At 56.6% G+C, this 12,541-nt stretch carries 11 protein-coding genes; 9 read left to right on the top strand and 2 right to left on the bottom strand.

What is annotated here, in order from left to right; all coding sequences use genetic code 11:
- Positions 1 to 918: IS481 family transposase (locus CB0205_RS0111800; protein WP_010317614.1), on the bottom strand; the 918-nt coding region annotated here is incomplete at its 3' end.
- 186 nt (positions 919 to 1,104) lie between these two features.
- On the opposite strand from CB0205_RS0111800, the gene CB0205_RS15505 reads away from it, so the two are divergent.
- The 5 genes from CB0205_RS15505 to folP are packed head-to-tail and all read left to right on the top strand — an operon-like array spanning position 1,105 to position 5,170.
- Entirely contained in the window at positions 1,105 to 2,076 is a 972-nt protein-coding gene (locus tag CB0205_RS15505) for an ABC transporter substrate-binding protein (protein ID WP_010317613.1), read from the top strand.
- A 59-nt stretch (positions 2,077 to 2,135) separates the two neighbouring features.
- Complete coding sequence (locus tag CB0205_RS15715) at positions 2,136 to 3,326, top strand: diguanylate cyclase (protein ID WP_198001939.1); 1,191 nt, start codon at positions 2,136 to 2,138, stop codon at positions 3,324 to 3,326.
- 9 nt (positions 3,327 to 3,335) lie between these two features.
- The gene (locus CB0205_RS0111785; protein WP_010317610.1) at positions 3,336 to 3,560 is read left to right on the top strand and encodes an RNA-binding S4 domain-containing protein; all 225 of its coding nucleotides are present in this window, start codon (positions 3,336 to 3,338) and stop codon (positions 3,558 to 3,560) included.
- A gap of 45 nt (positions 3,561 to 3,605) precedes the next feature.
- A complete protein-coding gene (gene tpiA, locus CB0205_RS0111780; RefSeq protein ID WP_010317608.1) occupies positions 3,606 to 4,337 on the top strand; it encodes a triose-phosphate isomerase in 732 nt (243 codons plus the stop codon).
- Positions 4,337 to 5,170, top strand: coding sequence for a dihydropteroate synthase (folP, locus tag CB0205_RS0111775; protein ID WP_029626358.1), 834 nt, complete (start codon positions 4,337 to 4,339; stop codon positions 5,168 to 5,170). The genes tpiA and folP overlap by 1 nt, the downstream gene beginning before the upstream one ends.
- Here folP and CB0205_RS0111770 read toward each other — a convergent pair.
- Entirely contained in the window at positions 5,167 to 5,811 is a 645-nt protein-coding gene (locus CB0205_RS0111770; RefSeq protein ID WP_156797955.1) for a hypothetical protein, read from the bottom strand. The two genes, folP and CB0205_RS0111770, sit on opposite strands and share 4 nt — an antisense overlap.
- A gap of 229 nt (positions 5,812 to 6,040) precedes the next feature.
- On the opposite strand from CB0205_RS0111770, the gene CB0205_RS0111765 reads away from it, so the two are divergent.
- The 4 genes from CB0205_RS0111765 to CB0205_RS16150 all read left to right on the top strand — a co-directional run.
- Complete coding sequence (locus CB0205_RS0111765; RefSeq protein ID WP_010317602.1) at positions 6,041 to 7,774, top strand: ABC transporter transmembrane domain-containing protein; 1,734 nt, start codon at positions 6,041 to 6,043, stop codon at positions 7,772 to 7,774.
- Positions 7,771 to 9,915 carry an ATP-binding cassette domain-containing protein gene (locus CB0205_RS0111760; protein WP_010317601.1) on the top strand — a complete coding sequence of 715 codons (2,145 nt, stop codon included), beginning with the start codon at positions 7,771 to 7,773 and terminating at the stop codon, positions 9,913 to 9,915. The genes CB0205_RS0111765 and CB0205_RS0111760 overlap by 4 nt, the downstream gene beginning before the upstream one ends.
- A 35-nt stretch (positions 9,916 to 9,950) precedes the next feature.
- Positions 9,951 to 11,348, top strand: coding sequence for an HlyD family type I secretion periplasmic adaptor subunit (locus CB0205_RS0111755; protein WP_010317599.1), 1,398 nt, complete (start codon positions 9,951 to 9,953; stop codon positions 11,346 to 11,348).
- A 191-nt stretch (positions 11,349 to 11,539) separates the two neighbouring features.
- The coding region (locus tag CB0205_RS16150) for a DUF5801 repeats-in-toxin domain-containing protein (protein WP_198001938.1) at positions 11,540 to 12,541 on the top strand (1,002 nt) is incomplete at its 3' end.

The following is a 12,541-nucleotide window of genomic DNA, read 5'->3' as shown; positions in this document are numbered from 1 at the left end:
GTTGAGCCGCTGCTGAGGTGATCGGCCTCCGAGTGCTGTGTGCTTCCTGAGACGGTTATAGATCGACAGGTAGCGAGGCAGCCACTGATTGCGTTCCTCTGAGTTCTGGAACGGCATCCCGTAGGCCCATTCCCGGCACAGGGTCTGGATGAACCGTTCGGCTTTGCCGTTGGTCCTCGGCGTGTAGGGCCTGGTGCGGATGTGCCTGAGGCCCAGGACCTTGCACGCCTTGGCAAAGCTGCGTGAGACGTAGGCGGGACCGTTGTCAGACATGACCTGCCGGCACTCGACGCCCTGACTGTTGAACCAAGCCACAGCTCGGCTCATAAAACCAATGGCCGTGGCTTGCTGCTCGTCTGCGAGCACCTCGACATAAGCAAGCCGTGTGGCGTCATCAATGGCGACGTGGACGCGGTCGTAGCCAACGCCCGTGGAGCGGCCCTGCTGGCGGTTGCCAGTGATGCGGTGACCGACTTTGCGAAAGCGGGCGAGCTTTTTGACGTCGATATGGATCAGGTCTCCGGGATGCTCCCGCTCGTAGCGCTGGACTGGAGGTTTGGGCTCGAGATTCCGCAACCGCCCGAGACCAAGGCGGTTGAGCACCCTTGCCACGGTGGAGAAGGGTGCGACCAGAAGCCTCGCGATGTGGCGGAGGTGCAGCCGTTGATGCCTCAGCTCTACGGCTTGCTGCAGATGCCTCGGATCGAGCGTCCGCCGCTGGGTGCGGCGAACACTCCGTCGATCCGCCAGAGAAGCTGCACCGCCTGAGCGGTAGCGGGCCAGCCACTTGTAGGCACAGCGGAGGCTGATGCCTGCTTCTGCAGCCAGTTCAGCCAGGGGACGGCGGTCTTGGAGGTGTTGATTGACGAGCCTGAGCCGGCTCTTCTGTGTCAGCCGGGCATTGGGATGGCTATGCATGGGGCGTGAGGTCTGGGTTGGTGGGTCGCACCTCAACCCGTAGCGGCCTCACACCTTCTTGTCAGCTGACCAACCTGCTGAGACTGAACACCTAGTCACAGATCTGAGTGAGATCTGCTTCGAGTGAAAAGCTTTTTTCTCAGGCTTGGCCACTAGGTTGAACTTGGCCTCAGGCTGCCCCTTTGGATGTCTCGGAGATCCCTTCCTGGCCTACTGCTGGCTTCCTGTCTTGTCTGGTTCGTCGGATCTTGCGCTTCACGTCGCCCCTCGATTGATGTCCCTGTCTCGAGTTGGCCTGGTTATGAGTACTTTTATTTGGCTCACGAGTTGGGGTTTGATCGGGTCGAGGGTATTGAGATCTTTCCTCGGCAGTATCCGGACCCTCAATCCATTGTTCATGCTTATCTCAGGGCAGAACTTCCGATAGCACAATTAACCACTATCGAGTTGGTTGAGCTTTGTGCTCGAGTGCCTGAGCGATGCCCGGTTGTCATCTTGGTTCTGGATGAGTCAGTCGAGGCTGATCAGATTATTTCTGTACCGTCACTGCTCTCAATTCGAGATCTAAAGGGGAAGTCGATTGCCGTTTCGCGCTCCAACTTTGGACCGTTTGTCCTCGGTCGGGCACTTCAGCTTCATGGTTTATCGCTCAGTGAGATCAAGATGCGCAAGATGGAACTTGGCTTGATGCCCAAAGCCTTGTTCACTGGCTCTGTCGATGCAGCAGTACTGCCCTCTCCCTCTAGCAGCGTCACTCTAAGAGGTTCTCCCTTACGTCCACTCTTCAATAGTGCAGTCATTCCGGGGGAGATCCTGACTGTCTTGGTTGTTGAAAAAAACTTTCTCAAACTCAACCAAAACAGAGTTGTTTCCCTGTTGAGGTCTTGGTCTGCAGCCCATGCTGAAGCAAGGCTAAGTCCTCAGAGAGCCCTTCCACTACTGGCTGAACGGGAACGCCTGAGCGTCGATGAGTTTCGTGCAGCGGAACAGGGTCTGCGTTATTTCAGCTTGTCTGATCAGGTCGAAATGCTACAGCCTGAGGGACGGGTCGCTCGCAATATTGAAGCGGTGCGTGATTTGCAAGAGAAACTGCAGCTCATACCGCCAGGCTCGATCATACCGAAGGTGACTTCTACGTATGTAGAAGCGGCACAATGAGTCACCTCCGATCAGTCCAGCGACTGGTTCCCTCAACCAAGGGTCTTCTGCATCAACGGGTGAATCAGGAATTGATCTTCCTGTCCCTGCTTGTGACCGCTTTGGGATCTTGCCTCTTGGTTGGGGTTAGCGGATTTCTGGTTGTGCATGCCGCTATGCGAGAGGCAGAACTCCAGGCACGCTCCATTGAGCACGACCTTGTTCGTAGCGTCACCAGTTATCAACCCGTCGAGGAAGTCCAGCGAGAGCTCCAGCTCAAAGCCGCTTCTAGAGGCCTGCACTCGGCTGTTCTTCTCGGTCCAGGTGGAAGAGTCATTGCCGCGAATGACAACACGATGCTGGGCAGTTCAGTCTTTGGCCTCAGCTGGTGGACAAGGCTTGGAGAAAACTCGAGTGATTTGCTGACGTGCCTTCGTCCAGCCGATGCGGCTGCCGCTTGCCATTCTGTTCAACCGGTTAATCAGTTTTTTGGATTCATCCCTGCCTTCGGTGGTGAGCGACTTGTCCACATTGCTCCGACTCCCTTGGCGATTGAGGGGCGGCCTGATCTGGGGACCCGTGGGCTATTGGTGCTCGAGCTTGATCTGTCTCCAGTGACTCAGCGCTGGTCTCGTTGGATTGCGCTCGTTTTTCTTGCAGGTTTTGCACCACTCTTTCTGACGGAAACGGCGCTGGTGTTCTTTTTACGTCGCCGCCTTTTGCCTGAGTTATTGGGATTGGCTCAAGTCGATTCTTTGTCTGGCGTTTTTAACCGCCGTTCCTTTTTTGAGATGGCTGCCCAGCAGATTGGACAGTTCAACCAGAATCACTGCCTGTGTGTTGTTGCTTTAATTGATATCGATCGTTTTAAATCGATTAACGATACCTATGGTCACCCCGCCGGGGACGAAGTCATCTGTCAGTTATCCACACTCTTTCGTGACGTGATTCCGTCTGGCGATCTGATTGGTCGCCTCGGAGGCGATGAATTTGCTGTTCTGATGCTGGAGTCCGCTGAAGAAGCGGCTGCTGTTCTGGAGTCCTTACGCCGTCAGGTTGCAGCCCGTTCCTGGCGGCTGAATGACGGGTCTCTTGTCCAGTTCACATTGTCGATCGGCATGGCGGATTCACGTTTGGCACGGGTCTGCAACATCGATGAGCTCTTGGCTGCTGCAGACGTGGGTCTCTATGCGGCTAAAGGTAATGGTGGAAACAATCTGGTTCCGCCAAACGAGGCGGGGACTCAGGGTTGGACAATGCAACTGGCATGAGTTGACAGCGTGACCACACCCCTGGGGACCTCCGAGCCCATTCGCCTGGATCAATTTCTGAAATGGCAAGGCTTGGTCTTCACAGGCGGTGAAGCCAAGCAGCGCATTCAAGGCGGGGAGGTCCGGGTCAATGGCTTCCAGGAGACTCAGCGAGGTCGGAAGCTGAAAGCCGGCGACCGGGTTGAGCTCGCTGGTCAGACAGTTCTCGTACCTCAGCAGCTCGACCTTCACTGAGGACCCCAGACCTTAGGTTGGATCGCTAGTCGACCTATGAACGCAGTGCGGAAGGCTGTCATCGCGGGCAATTGGAAGATGCATATGACCTGCGCTGAAGCGCAGGCCTTTGCTGAGAGCTTCAAGCCTCTGGTGGCCGGCCTCCCTAGCGATCGTGAGGTGGTTCTGGCGCCTCCTTTTACGGCCATCGCCAGCTTGAGCAGTTCCCTGGCGGGCAGTGGGATACGGATTGCGGCTCAGAACATCCACTGGCAAGAGAAGGGCGCTTTTACCGGGATGGTCTCTGCCGGCATGCTCCTCGAGCATGGAGTGAGTCACGCCATTGTTGGCCACAGTGAGCCACGCAAGTACTACAGCGAGACTGACGAGCAAATCAATCTTCGGGCCCGTAGTGCCCAGAAGCACGGCATCACCCCGATCCTGTGCGTTGGCGAGAGCGATTCGCAGCGGGAGGCAGGGGAAGCAGAGAAGGTGATCCGCCGCCAGGTGCAGCAAGGGGTGGATGGCTTGGATCACAGCCGATTGATCATTGCCTACGAACCGATTTGGGCCATTGGCACGGGCAAAACCTGTGAGGCGGCTGAAGCCAACCGGATCTGCGGTCTGATTCGAGACTGGGTTGGTTATTCCGACGTGGTGGTGCAGTACGGCGGTTCTGTGAATCCAGGAACGATTGACCAGTTGATGGCCCAGAGCGATATCGACGGCGTTCTCGTGGGTGGGGCTTCCTTGGATCCAGAGGGCTTCGCTCGCATTGCGAACTACCAGCCGGTCTGATGACAAGGCCCTTGGGCCAACCAACCCAGGTGATGGGGGTGATCAATCTCACCCCCGATTCCTTCAGTGACGGTGGTCGCTTTCGCTCTCCAGACCAGGCTTTGCGGCAGGCCAAGACATTGGTCAAAGCAGGTGTGGGGGTTTTGGATCTTGGCGCCCAAAGCACCCGTCCTGGTGCAGAGGATGTCGGCGGTGTAGAGGAGCTCAATCGCCTCCTCCCCAGTCTCCAGGCGATTCGATCAGCCTTCCCGCCCGGATTGGGTCAGCCGCTGATCTCGGTGGACACGTATCGGGCCTGCGTCGCCCAGCGAGCCATTGAAGCTGGAGCGGATTGGATCAACGACATCAGCGGCGGCGTTCGGGATCCCGATTTGTTGGCTGTTGTCGCCGCAGCCGACTGCCCCTATGTGCTGATGCACTCCAGAGGGGACAGCCACTCCATGGATTCGTTGACGGACTACGGCCCTGAGGGTGTGATTGCTGGCGTTCTCAGGGAGCTGCGGCATGCCACCGAGCGCGCTCTTGCTGCGGGTGTTCGCATGGAGCGCTTGATTTGGGATCCAGGCTTGGGGTTTGCCAAAACCACTGAACAGAATCTTGAGCTGCTCAAGGGACTTGAGCAGCTCAAGGTGGATGGCATCCCGCTTCTCGTGGGGCCTTCGCGCAAGCGCTTTATCGGAGCTGTTTTGGATGAGCCCCGCCCTAAGGCTCGACTCTGGGGTACTGCAGCTGTCGTTGCCCGTTGCGTCGCGGCTGGTGTGGATGTGGTCCGTGTTCACGATGGAGCGGCCATTGTCCAGGTGGCACGCATGGCGGATGCGCTTTGGGCCTAACTCGCGAATTCAATCTCGCCGGCTGGTGTGAGTTGAGCCTCACTAAAGAACTTGGCCATCTGCGCTGAAATCACCCCTTGGTTGGCCAGGATCTCTCCAAGTCGCTTGCCATTCATCCGCTGGCTGGCCAGGGCTTGATTGAGTCTGTCCTCGCTGATGAGCTCTAGCTCTTTCAGGCGCTCTCCGAGGCGCTGGTCATTGAAGCCTCGATCGGCATAGAGCGACGGATTAATCAGTAATTCCAGCATCGGCCCAGAGACTTTGAGATTCAGCCTGAGGAATTCACCCAAACGCTGGTTGGCAGCAAATGGTTGGTAATCCAAAAGGAGTTGCTCGAGTTCGTCCAGATCGATCACTCCTGCACTGACCAACTTTTGGCCAAGGGGCTTCGTCTGAAAGAAGTCTTTCTCGGCCTCAGCATCGAGTAGGGCTGCTTCGAGTTCTCCTTCGATCACAGTTGGGCTCTGAAAGGTTTCTTGAATCCAGGGGTCATTCTGGAGAAAGTCCAGTAGATCCCCTGGCTTGACACACAACGAGCCAAAGTGCTGTTCGACTAACTCCTCAACAAAAGCTATCTCGGTCGCCGGACCGATCACCTGAAAGGGTATGGACTGTCCTTGTCCATTGGCGATCAATTCCACTTGATTGCGCTCAGTGGAGAGCTGAAAACGAAACACGAGCCGGTCCTCACCGCTTTGCTTGGTTGTCCCGAAGACTAATCAGATTGAATCCTGTCGCCGGCTGATGAAGGGTGCTTGATGCTTGTGTTTCGAAAAGCGACGCGAAACGATTCCCTTTATTAAGAGTTCCCCTGGCGCCTTCAGCGGGCTTGGAGCTGCATATGTTTTTGGCAGGCAATTTTGGGGGCACATGGTTTCGAGCCTTGATGAGGCGGTCCTTTCGCGCAAGAGCTTCCGGCATGTTCTCTCGGCATCGATTCGTCGCTGCAAACAGTCGCTGAATGCTGCACTTGACCTCTTGGAAGAAGCGATGGGACATCGCTTCTTCCAGTCCTTGCGATACGTGCAGTGGTCGGATTACCAGCTCAAGCCCATCTTGGTGGCTTCAGTGCTGATCAATATTCTCGAGCTTGCTTCCCCGCTCTACATCAATATCGTCTTCACTTCAGTCCTCCCCTCTGGCTCGATGTCGAGCTTGGTGGTCTTGAGCGTGGGTGTTGTGCTGTTGATGATCTTGGGGGGCTGGCTCAAAAGTGTGCGTCTGGTGTTGACCGGTGCTGATGGAGCTCGCGTCGAGCATCAGAAGCGGGTCGAGGCTGTGTCCCATTTCTTGCAGTTGGGACTGCCGGATTTCTTGGCACTATCCCCAGGTCGGCATTTGCAGCGTTTGAACAGCATCAATCTTCTGCGCGATGAGAGTGCTTTGCAGGCGCTGACCACTGCCATTGATTTGCTTTTCTCGCTGTTGTTTGTGGTCGTCTTGTTCTTGATCGCTGGCAGCGTTGGAGTGGTCGCTGTTCTCGCGATCATTGTCTACCTCTTTCGCGCTCTGGCCTTCGCTCGGGACTATGAGCGGCTCTCACGACGTCGGGATCAAACCGAGCTTGAGACCCGCACCTATCAAGACAAGTTGGTCGATGCCATGGATTTGATCAAATCCAATGGTCTTGGTTCGAAGTTTTTGGTGGCTAGTGAGCGCTTTCAAGAAGAGCAGGCCTATGACCGGATGCTGCATAACACCTTCGCTGGGCAGTACCAGGCTTTTGGTTCCTTGATGGGACAGATCACGTTTGCCGCTGGCGTCACCTGGGGTGCGCTGTTGGTCGTGAACGATCGTCTCCTCGTCGGTGCCCTTGCTGCTGCTCTGCTGTTGCTTGGCAAGATCCTCGCCCCTTGGCAGCAAGCGATGGGGCTATGGAACAGCTATCGCCGCTTGAGCCTTTCGAGGGATGAATACGACGCACTGATGGCCTTGCCTGTCGAAGGTCCTGGGGGCAGCCGGCAGCTTCCATCTGGGGGTCTGCTCACCATTTCGCGGCACGGTTCTCCATTGGTCGAGGCGAAGAAAGGCTCTGTTGTGTTGCTTCGGGATCAACGCTTTGGCGTTGATGTACGGCAGTTGTTTCTGGAGTTAATTCAGGTCAGCCCTAACCCTGAGTTGTCCCTGGATGGTGAGCCGATCGCGTCCTATCGACGCGTTGAGCTACGGGATGACATTGCTTACGTCGATCCATCCCGCGCTTTTTTCCAGGGGACGTTGCTGGAGAACATCACCTGTTTTCAGCCCAGTCGCCTGAGGCGAAAAGCTTTGTTCTGGTCCTTCCTGACTGGCTTGGATCACCAGGTTCGTGCCTTGCCCCACGGCTATGGAACAGCCATGGGTGGAACGCTTCCAACGGGCCTCTCGCGTGACGCTCAAGCCCTTGCGCACCTGGTGACGGCTCTGACTCGTAATCCTCACCTCCTGCTTCTTGATCTCAGTGATTGTTCCTACGGGAAGGCTTTTATCGATGGACTCACACGGGCCCTTCACCGCTGTCACGGCCACTTAACCGTGTTGATTGCGGGTCGGGGGTTGGTGCTCTCCGGGCTTGCTGATCAACAACTCGATCTCCAATCCGCCCTGCAGGAGGCCAGCTCATGACTTTGTCCCGCAATGGCTCTGAATCCAGCAGTCCCGCTCAGTTGATTCGCGACCTGACGCTCAGTCCCGAAGCTCCGTTGGCCTTTTGCCTGCGACTGTTGTTGCAGCAGTTGATGTGGATGGGACGGTCAGAGCAGCTGTTTGAGCTGTTTGGTCCTGATCCCCGTCAGATGGACCTGGTGGAAGCCCGGAACCTGCTGTTGCGGTTGGGCTACGGCAGCACCCAGGAGCGTCTTCAGAGCTGGGATCAGTTACAGGGTTACAGCCTACCGGCGCTTTATCTGACACCTGAGCAGCACCCCTATGTGCTGTCACGGGACGGGCAAGGTCTCCTGTTGGCTGCCAATGCTGATGGTCGCGTTGGTCTTGCAGACGTGCCGGTCGGCGGCAGCCTGGTTGTTTTTTACGAAGCGCCTCCCAGCGATCGCGTGGCCTTGGTGCAGCAGGTTCTGTATCGCTTCCGTCACCGCATTTCTCTGCTCTATGGAATCAGCTTTGCGCTTGCTCTATTGGCACTGGTCGTGCCCTTTTACATCCGGGCCGTTTACAACGTCGTGATTCCCAGTGAAAACCTCTTCACCGGAGCCTGGTTGTTCCTTGGCGTCTTGTTGTTGTTTGGTCTGGATTGGACCCTACGTCAATGGAGAAGCAGTCAGTTGGCACAGCTGGCGGCACGCCTTGATGCCTTATTGGGCGTGAAGCTGATTGAGAAGACGATTGGACTGGACTCCAACCAGACTGAAACCTTGGGGACTCGCAGCTACCGCAATCGGCAACGCAATCTCGATGCGCTATTGGTCTATTTGCAAGGACCCCTTGCCCTGGCCCTGTTGGACTTTCCCTTTGTCCTGCTCTATCTGGCTGCGATTGCACTGATCGCAGGCCCCTTGGTCTTGATCCCCTTGGTCTTGATGGGCATCACCGTCATCTTGGTCCTGGTGATGTCTCGTTATTACGGCGTCGCTGCTGATCTCAGCCTCTCCAGTGAAATTGGAATTGCTCAGGCGCAGCAGGAGTTGGTGAGCCGCTTTTTGGAGGTGAAGCAATCCAGTTTGGAGTGGGTCTGGCTGCAGCGTTTGCGTGGTCTCTCGGCTCAGAGCACCAGTAGCGCACTGACGATCAACCGCCAATTGGGGCGCCTGCAGGTGGTTGTCAGTACCGCATCTCAGCTAGCCGGGGTGTTGACTCTGGCGTTTGGCGTTTGGCTCGCTTCGAACAGCGAAGAGGGTGCCGCTGCCATGGGCACTCTGATTGCCGCAATGTTCTTCGTCTGGAGGGTCTTTACACCCTTCCAGCAGTTGATGAATGCGATGTTGCGTTTGAGTTCGATGCGCAAGCAGTTCGCTCAACTGGATCAGTTTTTCAAGCTTCGCCAAACCACCCGGATGGCGGCTGAATCACCGCATCATCGGCTCTATGGCTCGGTCCTTTTGGATTCCGGTACCTGTCGATTGGGTCGTGACAGCAGTTTGGCTTTGACGCGGGTCTCCCTGTCGGTGGAACCCGGACAAATCCTGGCTCTGACGGGGAAAGCCGGTTGCGGCAAAAGTGCGGTGTTGCGGGTGATTGATCAGCTGTATCCGCTCTCCAATGGCTCATTGCTCTTTGACGGTGTCGACTATCGCCAGTTCAGTCCTGATCTGATTCAAAGCAACATCGCTTTCGTGATGGAGCGCTCAGAGCTGCTGCCTGGGACGGTGCTCTCCAACCTGATGGCGATGAATCCCGACGTGACGCCACCCCACGTGCGCTCGATTTGCGACCGCATCGGGATCTTGGACTACCTGGAATCATTGCCTGACGGGTTCGACACCTCCCTGGATGAGGCATTTGTTTATCAGCTGCCCCATGGGGTATTGCGTTTGCTCTCCCTAGCGCAGGCCCTGATTAAAGACACCCCAATCCTGTTGATCGACGACCTCAGTCAGGGGTTGTCTCCGGATCAATTCCAAATCTTCCTCGAGGCTCTGCCCTCTTTCCGGGTGTCGTTCTTCAGCAGCCACCCTCGCAGTGTTGTCATCGCCACCGACAACCGCTTGTTACTTGAGAAGGTCGATCAGCTCTGCATCCTCGACAAAGGGGTGACCACCTTCCAGGGCACTCCCGAGGAGTTACGCCAACGGCTTCAAAACAGGCCCTAGATCCAATCCACCGTTCACCATTTTCTCTTCATGCCATGACTTCCTCCTCTGTCAACGCCAACCCTGAGCCAAGCAAGGATGAGGGCGCATCCTCCCCCCCCTCTGGCGGTTGGTTCGCCAAGCTTCCTGGATTGGATCAATCCGACGTGGCGGCGTTGGTTGGACATCAGCGCTTATCCCAGGCCCTTGATCTCGAGCAAAAGCCGGACAACCGTCACCTGCGCCTGTCCTTGTACTTCCTCGGTGGTGCAGCAGCTTTGTTTGTCCCCTGGGCGGCCCTGACTCCGTTGACTCAGGTCGTTCAGGCTTCCGGTGAGGTCGTGCCCGAGGGTGCGGTGAATGTGGTCCAGCACTTGGAGGGAGGGATTGTCTCCAAGGTGGATGTCCGCGACGGCCAGGAGGTCAAAGAGGGAGAGGTGTTGCTGGAGCTCAGCCCCAAGTTGGTGGGCAGCGAATATGACGCAGCTGAGCAGAAGCTCAAGAACCTGTTGTTGCAGCAAAAGCAACTGCAGGCGGCGATTCGTGGTGACGCAACCCTCTCAGTTGGCGATCTCCAGGGGATCGAGCAGGGCAACAAGGTCAGTGCTGCCCAGCAACAGCTCTTGACCAGCCGCCTTGCCAATCGAGCTGATCAGCTGGCCGCTGCTCGGGCCACGGTGCAGCAGAAGCAGGCGGAAGTCGAGGGGTTGAACGAGCAGATCAATCTCCAAACCCAGCAGGTTGCGATGTGGGCGTCGCTTCAGGAGTCCGGCGGGGCCTCACGGTTGCAGTTGCTCCATACCAAGACGCAGCTAGCGGAGATGAAGGGGGCGCGGAATGAAGCGCGCAAGGCCTTGAGCCAGGCCCAAGCCAACCTGAAGGGCGTGGAATCCGGCCTGCATTTCGAGAACAACTCACAAATTGCAGAGTTGGTGAGCGAAGAGGCTGTGGTGGCAGAAAACATCAAAAAAGTGCGCAACCAGCTCGAGCGCACCAAGGTCACGGCCCCGGTCAGTGGGGTGATCAGCGACCTGCGCTACAAGGCCCCGGGTGCTGTGGTGGGTCCAGGTGCTGTGGTTCTGCAGGTCGTTCCGACTGGCAGTAAGAAGTTGGTGGAGGTGCGGGTGCCATCCAAAGACATTGGCTTTGTGAAGGTGGGGCAGCGGGTGGACGTGAAGCTCCAGCCGTTTGATTCCACCATTTATGGCTCTGTGCCCGGCAAGGTGCTGAGTTTGGCAGGCACCACGGTGCAAGATCCGGATACCCGTGCCTACTACTACCTGGCACGGGTGGAGCTGGACCGGCAGTTTGTGGATCAGCGCCGCAAGACATTTCCGATTCAAGCGGGGATGCCTCTGGTTGCGGATATCCAGGGGCAACGCCGCAGCGTCCTGCGTTATCTCTTCCAGCCGTTCACTCGGACGATGGATTCAGCACTACGGGAGAGTCGCTAAAGACCTCTCTTCTGCTTGTCTCGTTTGATCATCTTCCTTCAGATCCCGCCCTACTTGCGGGATCTGGCAGTCCTCTTTTCATCTCCTTTAGATTCGCCTTGATTCTTAACCATCTGCGCTACTGCTTTCCCTTCCGGCGGCAACCGACGTCAATACCTTGGCAATAGATGTGCGCTTCGGCGTAGGGATCGATGCCAGTAGAAGAAGGACTCGGTTTTGCTCTCAATCCCGGTGGCGACGCGCAGGCGGCAGAAACCGATCGGGACATGGCGGGCAATGTCCAGGACCGGAAGGTGCCCGATCCACACGGTGAGTTTGTTCTGCCAGGCGGGGCCGAGGCGTTTCAGAACATTCCCTACGAAGGGATTCCGGAAACGGTGGACCAGCTGCCACCGCCAGAGGTTGTAGCCAAGCCCACGATCCCTGGCCCGCAGTATGCACCGCAGGGCAGTAGTGGGGGCAACCCTTTGTTCCTCACGACCACCACTGAGGAGTCCCAATCGGCATTAGTCCCGCAGCAGCCGCCTGGTCAGCCACCGACGGGAGACGCAGCGACACCGTTTCAGCCTTTAGCTGCCGCAGGCGATGCGGTTGAGACGCCTCCATCATCCGATCCTCCAGTTGATCCCAATCCGCCGATCATCGATGCTTCTGACTTAGGTGAAGTGCTGACGTTTGATGGCGGCTTAAGTGACGGCAATTTTGTCGGCGATCAGGGAGCTGGCGATACGAATGTCAGTCCAGTTGTTGCCAGTGTTGATTTCGCTGTAAATTTCACGATTACAGCGCCAGGCCCTGGTGCTACACGATCAATTGTCTATGCTCTTGGCTTGGATGGTGCGTACACGGAAGGATCACCATCTGGATTGACGAGTGGTGGAGTACCTATCCGTCTTTATGAGATAGGAGGTGTGATCACGGGTTCGACGTCATTCACGGAAGGTGGAGTGAATGCGGCTAATACGACATTCACGATTGAGATCAGTAGCAGCAGCGGTGTGTTGACGCTGACGCAGTTGCAACCAATCGACCATAGCCAGACGGATATCTATGACGGAGCCTATATCGAGGACTTGGCTTTGTTGGCTAATGGCCAAGTGGAACTATTGGTCAGTGTTACCGATGACTATGGATCAGAAATTATCAGATCCGCTACGGCATCCATTGATTTAGGAGGGAACGTCAAGTTTGGT

The sequence above is a fragment of the Synechococcus sp. CB0205 genome, assembly GCF_000179255.1.
Lineage (GTDB): Bacteria > Cyanobacteriota > Cyanobacteriia > PCC-6307 > Cyanobiaceae > Vulcanococcus.
The sequence above is the reverse complement of the archived record's forward strand: the minus strand, read 5'-3'. Positions and strand labels throughout refer to the sequence as shown.

What these genes read in the sequence shown, in the direction of transcription:
- CB0205_RS0111760 (WP_010317601.1), top strand. Translation starts at nt 7,771, where the DNA reads ATGACTTTGTCCCGCAATGGCTCTGAATCCAGCAGTCCCGCTCAGTTG.
- CB0205_RS0111765 (WP_010317602.1), top strand. Translation starts at nt 6,041, where the DNA reads ATGGTTTCGAGCCTTGATGAGGCGGTCCTTTCGCGCAAGAGCTTCCGG.
- folP (WP_029626358.1), top strand. Translation starts at nt 4,337, where the DNA reads ATGACAAGGCCCTTGGGCCAACCAACCCAGGTGATGGGGGTGATCAAT.
- CB0205_RS15505 (WP_010317613.1), top strand. Translation starts at nt 1,105, where the DNA reads ATGTCTCGGAGATCCCTTCCTGGCCTACTGCTGGCTTCCTGTCTTGTC.
- CB0205_RS0111755 (WP_010317599.1), top strand. Translation starts at nt 9,951, where the DNA reads ATGACTTCCTCCTCTGTCAACGCCAACCCTGAGCCAAGCAAGGATGAG.